At 33.2% G+C, this 16987-nt stretch carries 16 protein-coding genes; 4 read left to right on the top strand and 12 right to left on the bottom strand.

From position 1 onward, the window contains the following. Positions 1–7 precede the first annotated feature (7 nt). From OXQ85_RS17725 to OXQ85_RS17685, 9 genes are all read right to left on the bottom strand, one after another. Entirely contained in the window at positions 8–1198 is a 1191-nt protein-coding gene (locus tag OXQ85_RS17725; RefSeq protein WP_267406213.1) for a multidrug effflux MFS transporter, read from the bottom strand. Between the two features lie 198 nt (positions 1199–1396). Then, entirely contained in the window at positions 1397–2212 is an 816-nt protein-coding gene (locus tag OXQ85_RS17720; RefSeq protein ID WP_267406211.1) for a helix-turn-helix domain-containing protein, read from the bottom strand. A 3-nt stretch (positions 2213–2215) separates the two neighbouring features. Then, positions 2216–3142 carry a ribosome small subunit-dependent GTPase A gene (rsgA, locus tag OXQ85_RS17715; RefSeq protein WP_267406209.1) on the bottom strand — a complete coding sequence of 309 codons (927 nt, stop codon included), beginning with the start codon at positions 3140–3142 and terminating at the stop codon, positions 2216–2218. A 246-nt stretch (positions 3143–3388) separates the two neighbouring features. Then, entirely contained in the window at positions 3389–4468 is a 1080-nt protein-coding gene (locus OXQ85_RS17710) for a chorismate mutase (RefSeq protein WP_267406207.1), read from the bottom strand. 406 nt (positions 4469–4874) lie between these two features. Continuing rightward, entirely contained in the window at positions 4875–5462 is a 588-nt protein-coding gene (locus tag OXQ85_RS17705) for a hypothetical protein (protein WP_267406205.1), read from the bottom strand. A 32-nt stretch (positions 5463–5494) separates the two neighbouring features. Continuing rightward, on the bottom strand, positions 5495–6580 hold the full coding sequence (dnaX, locus tag OXQ85_RS17700) for a DNA polymerase III subunit gamma/tau (protein WP_267406203.1): 1086 nt from the start codon (positions 6578–6580) through the stop codon (positions 5495–5497). A 103-nt stretch (positions 6581–6683) separates the two neighbouring features. After that, positions 6684–7307 carry a TetR/AcrR family transcriptional regulator gene (locus tag OXQ85_RS17695; RefSeq protein ID WP_267406202.1) on the bottom strand — a complete coding sequence of 208 codons (624 nt, stop codon included), beginning with the start codon at positions 7305–7307 and terminating at the stop codon, positions 6684–6686. A 6-nt stretch (positions 7308–7313) separates the two neighbouring features. Next, positions 7314–8570, bottom strand: a complete 1257-nt coding sequence (locus tag OXQ85_RS17690) for an aminotransferase class I/II-fold pyridoxal phosphate-dependent enzyme (RefSeq protein WP_267406201.1) — start codon at positions 8568–8570, stop codon at positions 7314–7316. 480 nt (positions 8571–9050) lie between these two features. Further along, positions 9051–9806: a helix-turn-helix transcriptional regulator gene (locus tag OXQ85_RS17685; protein ID WP_267406200.1), complete on the bottom strand. Its 756-nt coding sequence runs from the start codon at positions 9804–9806 to the stop codon at positions 9051–9053. 81 nt (positions 9807–9887) lie between these two features. On the opposite strand from OXQ85_RS17685, the gene OXQ85_RS17680 reads away from it, so the two are divergent. Next, positions 9888–10535 (top strand): DUF1349 domain-containing protein, encoded by a 648-nt coding sequence (locus OXQ85_RS17680; protein ID WP_267406199.1) that lies wholly within the window; start codon positions 9888–9890, stop codon positions 10533–10535. 62 nt (positions 10536–10597) lie between these two features. Here OXQ85_RS17680 and OXQ85_RS17675 read toward each other — a convergent pair whose 3' ends face one another. Then, entirely contained in the window at positions 10598–11467 is an 870-nt protein-coding gene (locus tag OXQ85_RS17675) for a LysR substrate-binding domain-containing protein (RefSeq protein ID WP_267406198.1), read from the bottom strand. A 645-nt stretch (positions 11468–12112) separates the two neighbouring features. On the opposite strand from OXQ85_RS17675, the gene OXQ85_RS17670 reads away from it, so the two are divergent. Then, positions 12113–12454: a hypothetical protein gene (locus OXQ85_RS17670; RefSeq protein ID WP_267406197.1), complete on the top strand. Its 342-nt coding sequence runs from the start codon at positions 12113–12115 to the stop codon at positions 12452–12454. Here the strand turns inward: OXQ85_RS17670 and OXQ85_RS17665 are convergent. After that, a complete protein-coding gene (locus tag OXQ85_RS17665; RefSeq protein WP_267406196.1) occupies positions 12451–14031 on the bottom strand; it encodes a Na+/H+ antiporter in 1581 nt (526 codons plus the stop codon). The genes OXQ85_RS17670 and OXQ85_RS17665 overlap by 4 nt on opposite strands. A gap of 157 nt (positions 14032–14188) precedes the next feature. Continuing rightward, the gene (locus OXQ85_RS17660; RefSeq protein ID WP_267406195.1) at positions 14189–15040 is read right to left on the bottom strand and encodes a hypothetical protein; all 852 of its coding nucleotides are present in this window, start codon (positions 15038–15040) and stop codon (positions 14189–14191) included. A gap of 322 nt (positions 15041–15362) precedes the next feature. On the opposite strand from OXQ85_RS17660, the gene OXQ85_RS17655 reads away from it, so the two are divergent. After that, on the top strand, positions 15363–16325 hold the full coding sequence (locus tag OXQ85_RS17655) for a helix-turn-helix transcriptional regulator (RefSeq protein ID WP_267406194.1): 963 nt from the start codon (positions 15363–15365) through the stop codon (positions 16323–16325). A 238-nt stretch (positions 16326–16563) separates the two neighbouring features. Continuing rightward, a complete protein-coding gene (locus OXQ85_RS17650) occupies positions 16564–16980 on the top strand; it encodes a hypothetical protein (RefSeq protein WP_267406193.1) in 417 nt (138 codons plus the stop codon). The last annotated feature ends 7 nt before the right edge of the window (positions 16981–16987 follow it).

Here is a 16987-nt window from a genome sequence, read left to right as displayed (position 1 = left end):
TCACTATTTATGCCACCACTTTTTGTCTCGAAAAAATAAGATAGGCAAAATATACTGCAATCATTGAAATGGCAATTCGGGCAATGATCATCGGCATAATTGATTTTGACTCTAAAAAACCAACCAAAGCAGAAATTAGAAACGTAACCATTAGCTGCATAAAACCCATTAAAGCAGCCGCCGTTCCTCTTCCTTCTTTAAACGGAGATAATGCATGTGCTGTCGTAAGTGGAAAAAGTAAACCAATAGCTATTAATGAAAGAAATAAAACCGCTATTTCTAATCCTACACTTAAATTATTTATTGAAACCAATAAATGAAGGCTGCTCATTGAAAACAACACAATAGAAGCAAATAACAACAGTTTGGTATTCATAATTCTCTTCGTTAATTTCGGAGTCATATAAGCCGCTAGAATAAGCGCCATCGAATTGAAGGCAAAAATAAAGCTGAACGTTTCGCTGGCAAAACCATGAATTTCCATGAACAATAAAGGAGCATTTGAAATATAGATGATTAAAGACGCGAAGGCAATACTTCCGATAATGGTATTACAGATAAATTCGCGGTTTGAAATAATGATTTTTAACTGATCTGCTAATTTTACTTCATCCGTCTCTATTTTAGGTGATGTGATCTTAGAATTCGTTTCAGGAACAAATTTTACAACCAACAATAAAGTTAAGGCACCCAAAATACTCAGAAAGGTAAATGCACTGTTCCAGCCCCAAAATCTCAGGAAGACACTGCCCAATAAAGGAGCGACAATAGGTGCAATTCCGCTGATTTGAGATTGCTTGGAAAATACAGTGACTGCTTTTTCTTTGTCATACAAATCAATTACAATGGCACGTCCAATCACAATTCCCGCACTTCCGCCAAAAGCCTGGATGAAACGCATGATCCATAATACATAAATATTTTTAGTAAAAATAATCGCAACCGCTCCGAAAATAAACAGCAAAAGCCCAAAATATAACATTGGTTTTCTTCCTTTCCTGTCGGATAATGGTCCCCACAAAAGTTGACCGATGGCAAAACCTGCAAAAAATATAGAAATCGAGATCTGTATATGCCCGATGTCGGTCAAGAAAATCTTTGCCATACTCGGAAAAGCAGGAAGATACAGGTCGATACTCAAAGATTCTAATGTGTTTAAAAGAGCTAAAATAAATACAATAATACTAAGGTTCCTCATAAAAAATTTTTAAATCGATACATTTATCCAAAAAGTGGAATTTTCGATGGCAAAATTCTTATAAAAAAGAAGATGATTCAATAAAGAAACTGAAGAGATCCTAGTACAAAGTGAGGATTATTATTTAAAGAAAAAATATTAATAAAATTTGACTCAATAGTAAAATCCACCTCAATGATCAATTCAATAAAGTATTTATTATTTTTCTGACTTAAAACTTTCAGGACTTTTACCAATGTGTTTTTTGAAGAAACGTGAAAAGTAAGAAGCGTCATTAAAACCTAATTTAAATGCAATCTCTTTTACCGTACAAGTGCCAAAACTAAGCTCTCTTTTCGCTTCCAGCAACAATCTCTGGGCAATCATCTTCTTCACCGTTGTCCCTCTTCCCAAACGAACAATATCATTAAGATGATGCGAACTGATGCTAAGTTTTTTTGCGTAAAACGGAGTTTCTTTTTCAACAAGATAATGCTCTTCTATAAGTTTAATTAATTCCTGGATTCTTTGTTTATCACCCGAAATATTTTCCTGTGATAATAATTCACCTGTGATAACGATACAAAAAGATTTTAGATAAGATGTCAAAAGATTCATGCGATACTCATCGTGATATTCTTTTTCCATGAGAGCAACCAATGATTCGCAGGTATTTTTAACTTTTAAAGGAAGCTGAAAAGGCTTAATTCCGTCAATCAAAACCATTTCAACATCACAAATCTCCTGAAAAATCTCTTTGCTTATAGCAAAAACATACCCCTTCTCTCCTTGCAGCTTCATATTGAAAACCTGTCCGGCAGCCAATATACAGATTTGATTATCAATAAGATAACACTTTTCAAAATCCAATTCAAGCGAACTGTCTTTTTGAGTTTCTAAAAACCAAAGGATTTCATAAAAATTATGACGGTGAATATCATTAAAGTTTTCAGCACAACCATTTTCTAAGGTCGTCAGCTGAAAATCCTGATAAGACAGGTTGTGAACAGGAATAGGCTTTCCCGAATTCATCATATATTATTTTTGAGCTGCTTCTTCAGCTTCATCCATCAACTTAATATACGTTGCGTATCTCGAATGCTGGATTTCTCCAGTTTCCAAAGCATCAAGAACAGCACATTTCGGTTCATTGATGTGAAGGCAGTTATGAAATTTACATTCTTCTCTCTTTTTGAAAATTTCAGGAAAATAATGCTGTACTTCTTCTTTTTCGATGTCAATCATGGCAAATTCACGAACTCCTGGAGTATCAATTACATTTCCTCCAAAATCCCAGAAGTGCATTTGCGCAAATGTTGTGGTGTGTTTTCCTTTTAAATGAGTATCTGAAATTTCAGAAGTTTTCAGGTTCAAATCAGGTTGTAAAGCATTCACTAATGTTGATTTTCCGCATCCTGAATGCCCGAAAAACACAGAAGTTTTATCTTTCAGAAGTTCCTGAAGCTGATCTAAATTCAACCTTGAATAAGACGAAATCTCTAAAGAGTCATAGCCAATTTGCTGATAAAGAAATTCTACATCTTTTACAATTTCAATTTCTTCTTCGTGTAAAACATCGATTTTGTTGAATAAAATCAATGGAGTAATATTATAAGCTTCACAACATGCTAAAAAACGATCAAGAAAACCGAGAGATGTTTCTGGATGTTTTAAGGTGAAAATAAAGCAAGCCAAATCAATATTAGAAGCAATAATGTGTGCTTCTTTTGAAAGGTTTACAGATTTTCTGATCAGATAATTTCTCCGAGGATCAATTTTCGTGATCCAGGCAATATCATCCTGTTCCAGCTGAAATTCCACAAAATCTCCTACAGCAAGCGGATTGGTAAGTCTTGTTTTTATTAATTTGAATTTCCCCCGAATTCTGGCCTCGAAAATTTTCTGGGTTTCCAATTCTAAAACCTGATACCAACTTCCCGTAGATTTAATGATTTTTCCTTTCATATATTAAGATGCTGCAAATATAAGGAATTTTAGGTTGGAGAGCTTTAGTTGAGTTGGAGAGTTTTAGAGTTGAAGAGTCAGAGAGTTTGGGAATATATTATCTTGTGTTAGTGATACTTAATTTTGCTTTAGTTTTTTTAGATAAAATTAGACAAACATCTATATAAACCGCAAAAACAATAAATTAAATACTTGAAAAAAACCTCAAACACTCATACTGTCAAACTCTAAAACCCTCTAAACTAATTATTCATTGATCATAATATTATTCTGAACCTCAATAGATTCTTCGTGAATTGCTTTAAACACTTTCTCGATAAATTCCTGAGACATTCCTGTTTCTATTGCTTTCTGATCAGCGTATTCTGTGATCACTTTCCAACGTTCCGGCTGGAAGATCGCAATGTCATTTTCTTTCTTCAGCTTACCGATTTTTCCTGAAATTTTCATTCTTTGAGAAAGCAGTTCAATCAGTTGGAAATCCAAATCAGAAATCAGCGTTCTGTGTCTTCCCATTTCATCATCAAAACCTGCAATTCCTGCATTTCTGATCTTTAAATTCCCGATCAATTCTGCCAAAACTTCTGGTGTAATCTGTTGTGAAGCATCACTCCATGCCTCATCAGGATTACAATGTGTTTCAATGATAGCACCTTGGTAACCAACGTTCATTGCTTCCTGCGTAACATCTGCCAATCCTGTTCTGTTTCCACAAATGTGAGAAGGATCGATCAACATAGGAATATTCGGGAACTGGCTCTTAAAATCCAAAGCAATCTGCCAATTCGGGTTGTTTCTGTATTTAGTTTTTTGGTATGTTGAGAAACCTCTGTGGATTGCTCCTAATTTTTTAATATCCTGCCCCAAAAGCCTTTCCAAAGCACCAATCCAAAGCGCTAAATCTGGGTTTACCGGGTTTTTAACAAAAACAGGCTTATCTGTTCCTCTCAAAGCCATAGCAATTTCCTGAACAGTGAAAGGATTCACGGTAGAACGCGCTCCGATCCAAAGAATATCAACATCTGCTTCCAACGCTGCAAAAACATGGTGCGCATTCGCAACTTCCGTCGCTGTTTTGAAACCATACTCCTCCTTCACTTTTTTTAGCCAGTTCAAACCAATTACTCCTACTCCTTCAAACCCATTCGGTTTTGTACGGGGTTTCCAGATTCCTGCACGGAAAATAGGTACCTGTGCATTGGTTTCTTTAATTCTTTTGGCAGTCTCCAACATTTGAGCTTCACTTTCCGCGCTACATGGTCCTGCAATCATCAATGGTTCTGAAAACTCATTGATCCAATCGTTGTTTAAATCTTGTAAGTTCATATTCTTAAATTCTATTTTTTTTGTGGTTAAATAATATCAATAGAGATCAGGATTATAAAATTTAATTTATAATTCTTTTCAAAAAATGCCGTTAAAAATTTTTAATGGAAGTAGGAAATTAAAGAGAACCTTCTATTATTCCTGTATTATTTTTTGGAAAGAAATTCAGCTGCAGTACCAATAAAATCGGTAATAATTTCTGAAATTTCTAAAATAACTAAATGAAAAGCTAAAATAACCGCTAAAATAATTAGCAGTTTCAAAACCAAAAAGGTTTACATTAGACTTATGTGTAGTAGTTGTTTCCACTTTTATATTGTGAATCTCCTATTTACGGGCTTTTCAATTGTTTTATTATTGCCGAAAAATGATTTTTCGTACAAATATTTGACAAATATATAAAAAATTATGATAAGTCAAACTTCATTAGATCATCTAAATCTTTTAATAATGGATTTTTTTCGATCAGTTTTTCAAAAATCTTCCTTTTGGTCATTACTTCCACCTTTAAATTTTCAAAATCTCTTTTGTAATTAATTTCAATGGTGTAGTTTTGAACCTTTCTTTTAAAATGATTAAAAAACTCTCCGCTAATCTTGTCAAACTCTACTTTTGCAGAATCTGAAGGATATAGAACCTGAATATTTTTTTCGTCGATCTTGATCAGTTTAAAACCCTTTATTGCATTAAAAATAAAAGATGCCTTGAATTGAATCTGTTTTAAAAACAAATTCCACTCCATCTGAAGATCGGTTTCGGTAAAATGATTTTGAGGTAAATTTTCAGTCTTTACAGCCAGTGATTCATCTTTGACAGTCACTGTTTCATCTTTTGTTAAAAAAGAATTGATACTGAACCCTGATGAAATGCCAGGTTTTGATAAAGGTTTTGAAGTTGTTTTTTTAATCGCAACTTCCTGAACTGTTTCCGCAGCAACTGAAACTGGTTTTTCAGCTTGAACTTCCTTTTTTACTTCTGGTTTTGGAAGCTTCACTTCCTTCGCTTCGTTAAGAAACGGAGCTAATATCAGGAACTTTTTTTTTTTGTAACGTCTGAATTAGCCGTCAAAGAAGCCAATTGCATTAAAGCAATCTCAACTGTAAGTCTTGGGTTTTTGGAGTTTTTATAATTGATGTCCGCATGGTTGCAGATTTCAATTGCATCGATGAGTTGTTGCGGGCTCCATTTCTGACTCTGCTCAACAAATTTAGCCTTTGTTTTTTCTCCAACTTCGATCAGCTCTATGGTTGAAGTATTTTGAGCCATCATCAAATCTCTGAAATGATTTCCTAAACCTGCAATAAAGATATGAGGATCGAAACCTTTCTTCACGATTTCATTGAAGGCAAAAAGAACTTCCGGAATTTTATTTTCCTTGGCGAGATCAACCACTTTCAGATATTGATCATAATCCAGAATATTTAAAACTTCGGCAGCTTTTGCCAGCGTAATATTCTTTTGGGAAAAGGTGGAAAGTCTGTCGAATATTGAAAGGGCATCTCTTAATGCGCCATCTGCTTTTTGGGCAATCAGATATAAACCATCATCTTCATACTGAATATTCTCTTTCTGAGCGATATTTCTTAAATGATTCTGAATGTCTTCAATGACAATTCTTTTAAAATCATAAATCTGGCATCGTGAAAGAATCGTAGGAATAATTTTATGCTTTTCAGTGGTTGCCAAAATAAATATGGCATGAGCAGGCGGTTCTTCTAATGTTTTAAGGAAAGCATTAAAAGCCGCAGAAGACAACATGTGAACCTCATCTATAATATATACTTTGTATTGACCGACCTGAGGAGCAAAACGCACCTGATCAATTAGTTCACGAATATCATCAACTGAGTTATTCGAAGCAGCATCTAGTTCATAAATATTGTAAGCGAAACCATCTTCTGAAACAGAACCATCTTTTTCATTGATCTTTCTTGCCAAGATTCTCGCACAAGTAGTTTTCCCTACTCCACGAGGACCGCAAAACAGCAAAGCCTGCGCCAGCTGATTTTCTTCAATGGCATGTTCTAGAGTATCTGTAATATGAGATTGTCCCACAACAGTGTCAAACTCCTGGGGGCGATATTTTCTAGCAGATACAATAAAATTTTCCATTGGTCAAAAATAAGAAATATAGTTCTAATTTAAAAATTTTAAATTTTCAAATTACTATTAAACACTTAAATTCTGACCAATCTGGAAAATTTTTATTCATCATTTATTTTTGATAAGCAAAATCAATCAGCTCTACAATAGCTTTTTCAATTTCAGCACGTCCTTCATCTGTTTTCAGATCAATTCCGTTGAATTTATTAGCATTGTAGCCTGTATAAAGATTTAAGTAGTAAGCACCAGAAATAATTAAAGCCATAATAGCTCTGAATCTTGTTGCTTTTTCGCCAAAATGAGGATCGGTAATATGTTCGAATAACATACCTCCTGCTTCCTCACGTTGATCTACTAATTTTCTTAAAATAGGTTTACTTTCGGAAAGCTCCCAAAGAATAATTTTCTGAAGTTCTTTATTCTTTTTAAGACTTTCAAACTGATTTAATACTGCTAATTTTGAAAGTTCCTGACCACCGTCTGATAAATCTACCTCAATCCCTTCATTAATTTTACTCCAGTAATCCTGAGATCTGATGTATTCATCAATTAATTTTTCGGTACTTCCGAAATACTCATAAATAAGTTTTTTGTCGAAGCCTGCTACGGCTGCAATTTTGCTAACTTTAAGACCGGAGTAACCCTTCACTCTTAAAATTTTTCCAACTGCAGCCAATAACTTTTGCTTCGTTTTTTCTTTATCCCTAATCGGGCCTTGCACTACTTTTCTAGGCATATATTATTATTTTTTTGCAATATGCAATTTATTGTTGATATCTTCAAACGCATTAAGCGTTTTATCAAGATGCTCTTTCTCATGTCTGGCCGTTACGCTCATCCTGATACGGGCATCTTTTCTTGGTACGGCAGGATACAAAATCGGGTTGGTATACACACCTTTTTCAATTAGTAGTCTTCCTACATCACCTGTTACATGCGGATCCCCAATTTTTACAGGAATAATTGCAGAACACGTGATTCCTGTATCCAAACCTAAGTCATTTAATCCTTTTTTGAAATAATTAATATTCCACCAAAGTTTTTCTCTCCATTCCGGTTCTTCATCAATAAGCTCAATTGCCTTAATGATCCCTAATGAAGAGGGAGGTGCTGTTGCTGAGAAAATTTGCTGACGAGACTGAAATCTCAAAATGGCAGCAATTTTTTTATCCGCAATTACATATCCTCCTAAGTTACCAAAAGTTTTACTAAAGGTACCGGTAATAATGTCCACTTTATTCAACATTTCTGCATCTTCTAAAGTTCCTCTTCCCGTTTTTCCTAAAATCCCTACTCCGTGTACATCATCTACCATTAAGAATGCATTATACTTTTTTACTAAGTTATAAATTTCTTTGATATGAGATGTATCACCATCTTGTGAATACACGCCGTCTACTATGACCAGCTTGGTACGGTACAGATTCTCAGATGTCTTCAAAATGTGTTCCAAAGCTTCCAAATTGTTGTGAGGAAACGTTTTTTTGTTGGTAAAAGCACATCCCTCATGTACACTTGCATGTACCGCCATGTCTAAAATAGCCAAATCTTCTTTTTGCATTAAAACTTGCAAAGTCGCACTATTGGCCGTATATCCCGTAGTAAAAATTGCCGCTTCTTCCTGTTTTCTTCCAAAGAAAGACGCAATTTTTTCTTCCAACGCATTGTGGTAAGTAAAATATCCTCCGATAAGCGGTGTCGCCCCCGTTCCGGTTCCATACTTCTGAATCCCATCTATTGCCGCCTGTTTCACTTTAGGATGCTGTGTAAATCCTAAATAATCGCTCGAAACAAAGCTCACATAATCTCTCTTTTCGTTTTCGATGTCTACATTTACTACAGAATTGGTACCCGTGGTATTTTGCAATCTGTAATTCATGTGTCCGTTGGATTTCATGTAATTCAAAAATTCATAAAAAATCTCTGCTCTTTGAGAAATATTATGCTCCGGAATATTCTCAAAATCCCTAAAAGTAGCCGTAGTAAAGTCAATACTCATCCTTAATCTTTATTAGTTGTTTAGAGAACAAATATAGTATTATTTCACATTGATGAGGTGTTATTTTTCATGAAAATTTATTATGCCTTCAATATTTTAACATTATTAATTAATATTTCCCTAAAGTTTGATATTTATTTAGAAAATTTTTCAAATTATAAATCAATACGTTATAGATTTCAATAAATCCAATCGTTTAAATAGGAAATAAAAGCACTGTTTTTTTAGGATTAAACTTTGTTGATGAAAAATTAATATTAGAATTATGTATTGAGTTTAAAATTTAGCTTTAAAAATCAATTTAACTCTAATAAAATTCATCGTTTAAACATATTAATATTATTCATCAAGAACTATAAAAATGCAGTAAAATTGACGTAAAGAACACCCTCATTTTTCAATTAAACAACTATTTAATTATTAATATTTTCAAGAATTTTAAATAAATCTCTAAAATGTGATATTGAAGTGATATCCTGTTTATTTTAAAGAAATTTCTTTAAATGCTTTGATAGAATTCTTTACTTTTAATTTTTCTAAAATATTTTGACGATGTCGACTTACTGTATTGATACTGATACATAATTTTCCTGCGATTTCCTTGCTCGTGAAGCCTTCCCCAACAAATTTTAAAACCTCCAACTCTCTTTGAGAAAGAATATTTTTATAATTCAATTTATCTTCTGCTACAATTTCACCCTTCACCGCATTAATGATTAAAAATTCCGATGGCAACTCAATAGATTGTTCCAAGGCTATATTGTAAAGGCAAATGGCAAATCGTAATTTCCCGTTGTAAGGAGAATAGATATAAAACATTTTATGCTGAATAAATTGATATTCATCATTTTTGTCTTTCATTCTCATTCTGGAAACCACATTAAATTCTGATCTTTCTTCAGGCTCTGTTTCCTCCATGAGTTTAAAAAATCTCATCTCGTGAATATATTTTTTAAGCTTATCATCCGGATGAATTTTACTTAAAATTTCTTCTTCCCAGATAGAATCAATCTCTGTAGGATTTTCGTCAAATCTCAGCCCAAGTTCTATTGCTGTTTTAGATTTAAAAACAATGCTTTTATTGGCTTGCATATCACTTAAAACCGAAATATAATTTTCTATATGAGAGTAGATAGAAGCGATCTGTTTGTAAACATTTATATCTAATTGACATTCATTCTTCGGATCACAGTTTTCGTGCAATAAAGTCTGATTTAAGGTTTCGAATATTTCCATAAAATGGTTATTTATGAGTATTGACGATGAAGAGGTTTCGTTTTAATTTTGCGAAGTTAATAATTCACGTTTAGATAAAAAATGAAGAGCATATTTTTAAGTATTTGTCTCGCCGCATCAATGCAAAACGCTTTTGCACAGACTTTAGAAAAAATGACATGGTTTAATGAGCCTGAAAAATGGGAAATCAAAAACAACAGCCTGTCTCTATTTGTAACACCTCAAAGTGATTACTGGAGGATCTCTCATTATGGTTTTACAGTAGACGATGCTCCGTTTTACTACACGACTTATGGCGGTGAATTTGAAGCTAAAGTGAAAATAACTGGCGATTACAAAACAAGATTCGACCAAATGGGATTGATGTTGAGAATCGATAAAGAGAATTACATAAAAGCCGGAGTAGAATTTGTAGACGGGAAATATAACCTAAGCACCGTTGTAACCCACACAACCAGCGACTGGAGCGTAATTACTCTTGAGAAAACACCTCCTGCGGTCTGGATAAAAGCCGTACGAAGACTCGATGCGGTAGAAATATTTTATTCGTTTGACGATAAAAATTATGTCATGATGAGAAATGCTCACTTACAGGATAATTCTCCGGTTATGGTTGGCTTAATGGCTGCTTGCCCCGATGGAAAAGGCTTTACGGCAACTTTTGAAAATTTCAAAGTAAAACATTTGCCAGACGAGCGCCGTCTGAAATGGCTGGAAAATAATAAATAACGATTGAATTTACATTCAATATAAAGTCAATTTTATCATGCCTCTCAATATTTGAGGGGTTTTTATTTGATTTTTAAATATTGATAAAAATTTTTCATCGATTGTTTTTCGTAAGCATCTTTCAGAGAAATCACCATCGCCGTACGAATCATGTTTTCGCCTTCAATAGGAATTGTTACCAAATCATCTTTTTCGGTAATGGTTGTCTGCGCCAAAATAGAGCTCCAGTTGCCACTTTTCACAAGCTCCAACAAAGCCGGAATATCATTAATTTCAATTAAAATTTTAGGTTCAAGATTATTTTCCTCAAAAGCTTTCATAATGTATCTTGTCGTGCTGTAACCTTTTGTAGGCATTGCTAAAGGTAATTCTGCAATCGTTTCTAAAGAGATATTTTTATGATGAATGAATGCTGAACTTTTTGCAGTTACCAAAACCATCGGCGAGGTAAAAAGCGGCGTGTAATTGAACACTTCTACTCTATTTCCTTCCGCAAAAGTTAAAATAAAATCTAATTTGATGTGATGAAGCTGGTTTAATAACTCAGATGTTGTTGCGAAAACAATATTTACACGCACTCCGGGATATTCTTTCGAAAAACGAATCAAAGCAGAAATCATAGTAGAACGCATGCCATACGTGACCCCAATATTGAGTTCACCGCTTTTCGATCCCTTCAAATCCTGCATGGCAAGAAAACCTTCCTGAGATTTCAGGAGACTTTTTTCAGCGTATTTTGCAAACACAATTCCCGCCTCCGTTAAAGAAATTCGTTTCCCAATTCTATTAAATAAAGAAATTCCCAATTCATCTTCCAACTGTTTAATCTGTTGCGAAAGTGTACTTTGGCTTATAAACAAATGATTTGCAGCTTCTGTGAAATTAAGAAGTTCTTTCGCTTTCAGAAAATAACGTATTTGTCTGAGCTCCATTTACAATCCTATTTTAATGATTAATTTAAAAGAATAATGCTCATACAAATGTAACATTATAAAAGCTATTCAGCAGAAAATAAATAAAAATGGACCAGAAACAATATCATCTGGCCCGTTGGGTAAAGACAGCTATTTAATTTAAGATTAAAAATGCTGATTTTTTATCAAATTTGATAAAATGAAATGGAAACGTGTTATGTTTTTAGAATCGTATCAATATTTCACAAAACTATGAATAATTTTCACTTATACAAATTAAATTTTGATGAATTATCGCATATATTTCAATTTTCATTCGATTGATTCACATTAAACCTGATAATCAATTGTTTGGTGAAAATATTTTTGATGTTTAGAAAGAATGATTTAATTCAAAATATTAACCTTTCATTACATTTGCTAAAATAAATTTCACAAAAGATACCTCATGTTAGAAAATCTAATTATTTTGGTTAGGTTTTTGAAGGTACAGTTTTACACCATATTCACTTAATAATAATGTCATGTTAACTTATAATTTTACATCCTTGAGAGAGATCATTCTGATCTTGAAAAAATATTCCTCAATACCCGTCTGTTGATTCTTCAGCAATACATTTCAGTGTTTCGAAAAATTTATCGAATTATTAAAACCTTACAATCATGATTTTTGAAGACGACAAACATTCTGTATTACAGGATAAGCACAACCTATCTTTTATCAATATGGCTAATGTGATTAATTTCCATGGTGATAAATCATTTATATTGAATTCTTTACAAAAAATTAAAAACAGTACAATCTGTAAAATAAAACGAAAAAAGATCAATAAATGGATTAAAGATTACACGCGTCATTTAAACCAATACATAGAAAATGAAGACTTTAGCATAAAACCAGAGAATTACGAGCTTTCTCCTGCTTATGCCAAACAATCTTATCAAAAAGTATTGAAAGAAAATGAATATCTGGAAAATTTAATGAATATTTTAAACAATCATTAATGAACGAGCCGTACTCTTTCTTCCTCTAAATCGATTTTCATTAAATGTTTTCTGATGACATCTTCATTTAAATCTGTATTGTTATGATTTTGCTCTATCAGCCACATTCTCTGTGCATTTAAAATATCAAGATAGGCTTCACGCACTTCGGGAGAAAGTTGAATATCGCCATCTTCATCAATTTTACCCTGCCATTTTTCATGAATCTGCTGTAAGAAATGACTTCTTTCAAACAATATATTATGATTTTCTTTGATATGATTTAATGTATGCCTCGCAATACCTCTTTTAATTTCATTATCTGCATCTTCATCAGACAAATAATCATTAAAAGATGGTAAATTGAGCTTTTTGATTAAATAAGGAAGCGTAAGACCTTGCACAACCAACGTAGTAAGAATAACTACAAAAGTGATAAATAACACTAAATTTCTCTGCGGAAAAGCAGGGCCGCCAGTATATAAATGGGTAGGAATTGAAAGAGCTGCAGCTAAAGAAACCACACCTCGCATTCCCGTCCACCCCATCATAATTGGCGCTTTAAACCCTGGACTTCTTGTATCTGCTACACTGATAAAGTTTCGCGCAACGAGCGTAACAATCACAGCTCCATAAGCGGAAAGAATTCTTACAACAATTAAAACCGCTGTGATTAACAAACCGTAACCAATGGCAGAAGATAAGCTTACGCCTTCAATACCAGAAGTAATCTCCGGAAGATCGAGCCCGATTAAAACGAAGACTAAACCATTCAAAACAAAGGCTAAGCTTTCCCAAACATTCACACCACGCAAACGAGAAGAGGTTCCGAGAAAAGAAAATCTGTTATTTGAAAGCAGCAAACCGCCACTTACAACCGCCAGAACTCCAGAACTGTGAACTTCTTCGGCTGCGATATACATAACGTAGGGCGCAACGATCGTTAGAATGGTATCCATATTGGCGTCTGTAGGAAGAATCTTTTGAGACTTCATAAAAACATAGCCTAATAACAGTCCGATTCCGATACCGCCAACAAGCATCCATGAAAAACTTAAGACCGCATCTTGCCAGATAAACTGACCTGTCGCGACTGCAACCATTGCAAAACGGAAAATAATTAAGGAAGAAGCATCGTTTAGTAAACTTTCTCCTTCCAGAATAGATGACATTCTTTTAGGAACTTTCACGAATTTCAGAATAGCACTTGCACTTACGGCATCTGGCGGAGAAACAATTCCACCTAATAAAAAACCTAAAGCCAAAGAAAATCCGGGAATAAAATGATTAGCTACAAAAGCCACTGTAATCGCTGTTAGAAAAACAACGACAAAGGCAAAACTTCCGATAATACGTCGCCATTTCCAGAGTTCTTTCCATGAAATTGCCCAAGCGGCTTCGTACAAAAGCGGCGGCAGAAAAATAATAAAAATAAGCTCGGGATCTATCTTTATGGTAGGAATGCCAGGAATAAAACTAATGAGCAAACCTGCAATCACGAGTAATACAGGATAGGCAACTTTTATCTTGTTCGCCAACATGATAAGCAATATGATGGCAACAATAAGAGATAAATAGAACGGAAAATCTTCTATCATTTGTGGAAATATTTTAAGTTACAATGATAATAAATTTAGAAAACTTTGTCAAAAAAAGTTCTTATAGATTTAATAATTAAGCAAAATTTAATCCATTTAGAATCACAAAAAAAGAGGCAATTAAAAAATCACCTCTTAAAACCAATATCATTTATCATTAATATAACCTTTGCACAGACAAAAATAATTCTCTTGTGTTATCTGAAGTATTTGTATCTGAAGTAGTGGCATTGCTGCTTCCCGCAGTAGATTTATTATCTACCCTGAAAGCATAATATACCCTGTACCATCTTGGCTCCGGCTCCTGCATGGTGATATCAAAAGTCACCGTTTCGTTGTGAGTTTGCGATAAATATACCCCATCATCAAACTGTCTGAAAGCTCCGGGAGAGAGTTTTATATTCCCGTTATCCGAATCTCCGGTATGGGTAGACATTTCTGAAACCCACATTTTGATATCACCCGAACTCACATTATAAAGCCTTGGATTAAAGGTGGTAATTGCTCCGGTTCCTGATGAATTTCCATCGAATTGAGCGTCCAATCTTAACACACCTCCCAACACTGGAAGATCACTTAGGTAAGTGCTCGCTAAAATATTGGCGCCGGAAGTATTGGCCGGAATACTCCCGTGATAATATACCAATTCACCGATTACGATATCATCATCGTTATTTCCGCCAAAAGCAAATTTCCAGGTTTCGCCATTGAACATATAATATCCTGGCTTATCAACTTTTGCTGTTTTGGGAGACGCAGTGGTAACCGCTTGTGTTACATATACCAAAGCTCCGGTTTGGTCGGCTAGATAAACGGCATCTTTAGCTTTCAATTGGTCTCCTGTTAATCTTGGAGCAATAACACCATCGGCAGCCGTAGCCATCGCTGGTTTTCCTACAACATCGAAAGTTGCTTTTGGCGAAGCTGTATTAATGCCAACCTGAGAATACATTTTGGCAGATAGAAAAATCAGCGAAAAGCTGATAAGAGATAATTTTGTTTTCTTCATGTTTGAACTTTATAAATTGTTAAATAAAAAGGAGAATATTTTGTGTTTTCTATATAATTATTTGAATCTTCTTATCTTTGCAAACAGTTAAATTTTTTCACGAAAATTAAAATCATAGAATAATATTTTCACATGAAATTTTTTATGATGGGGAAGTATTTTGCAAAGATAAAAGGAGAGACAAATCAATTTCTGCAATGATTAATGAAAATCAGGAAAATGACTTATTAAAATTAAAACTCTATTTATCAAATACTTAAAGCAGTCAATTTTCGTATTTAGCTAAAAAACACACAATAAAAAAATTATTAAGGCACAAAAAATGATACAAGAGTACACAAAGGCTCAGAAGATAGAAAAATATAAACGAGAACTCATCCATTACTACATTCTATTAATGGCAGCGGTACTTTTTATATTCACAATTATTTTTGGATTTTTTATTCATGATGATATTATGCCGTGGTACACTGCCGGAGGCTTATTCATCCTTATTTATTCCTATATTATTGTTAACCGAAAAAAATATTCCATTAACAAGCTGGTTCATGTGTATATTATTCTTGCATCTTTGTATGATTTTTATATTATGCTTGCTTTCTGGGAAAATTCTGTGGCAAGTTTTGTTTGGTTATTGCCAATTCCTCTGGGTGCCTATGTATTTTTTTCAAGAAAATATGTTATTCTTTATAGCGGATTCGTCATTTTCTGCATTTTAATCGGATTTATCATTTCAAAAAATATTAACTTCAACTTCCCTTTACATAGCAAAGAAGACATTAGAATTACAGATACACTGCTTGTACTTTCTAATGTAGCTGTAATTGCATTAATTATTTTCTATAAAGACAAAATCAGAAGGATTGAAATTGAACATGAAATTGAGCAAAAGCAAGAATTAAAACCTATTATTTCAGAAAAAACAGAAATTCTCGATCAGGAAATTTTTAATAAAATTGAAAATTTCATGGAAGAAAAACAGCTTTATAAAGATCCAAACTTTAATATTTCTAAACTTTCGGCAGAATTAAACATCAATAGCAGCTATATATCAAAGGCAATACGACAAAATAATTTTCCGAATTTTAATAATTATTTAAACACATATAGAATTAATTATGTGAAAAAATTAATGAAAGAAAATGATTTGGAGAAAATTACACTTATGTATATTTATACGGAAGCAGGATTTTCTAATCAGTCAACTTTTAACCGTGTTTTTAAACAAATAGAAAAAATTACTCCCTCTGAATATTTAAATTTAAGTGTAAAAGATGTTTCTTAAGTTTTGAAGACCGAAATAAAAATACCACACACATACCACAAATTTAACTTTTGGCATTTTTACCAAACATTTAAAAATCAATTATTTAAACTAAATATTAACAGTTTATCTATATTTTAAACTAAAAAATAATTTAAAATTTAAATAATATTAATATCCTAGGCATAGTATTTGCAAACATACTAAGTACCAAATTTCTCCTATTCAGGAAATATAACAACCTAAAAAGCAAAGTATTATGAATGTCATGGATCTTAAGATTAAAAACCTTGTGGAATATAAAAACCAAATTTTTACTGTTACGGAAATCTTCCAAAGTGATAAGAAACAATATTTTGTAAAGATTGAGAGCGATAATGAAGGTTTTTCCGTTCCTGCAGAGGCAGTTACGCCGATTAAAATCACAGAAGAATGGCTTGAAAAATTCGGATTTTCAAGAACTTACAGTTCAGAACTGAGAATAAGATATGAAAGACCTGAAACCTTTATTAAGTATGATATTGATCTAAGTTCGAACAAAATTGTTGAAGGCTTGAAAATTTACGGAAATAACATCAGATGTAAATATATTCATGAATTTCAGAACATTTTCAGAAGCTTATTCGGGAAAGAACCCGCACAAAACAATTATTTTCTAGTTGCCACCGAATCTTAACTATACT

It is taken from the genome of Chryseobacterium sp. GM_Chr_2 (genome assembly GCF_026540445.1).
Lineage (GTDB): Bacteria > Bacteroidota > Bacteroidia > Flavobacteriales > Weeksellaceae > Chryseobacterium.
The sequence above is the reverse complement of the archived record's forward strand: the minus strand, read 5'-3'. Positions and strand labels throughout refer to the sequence as shown.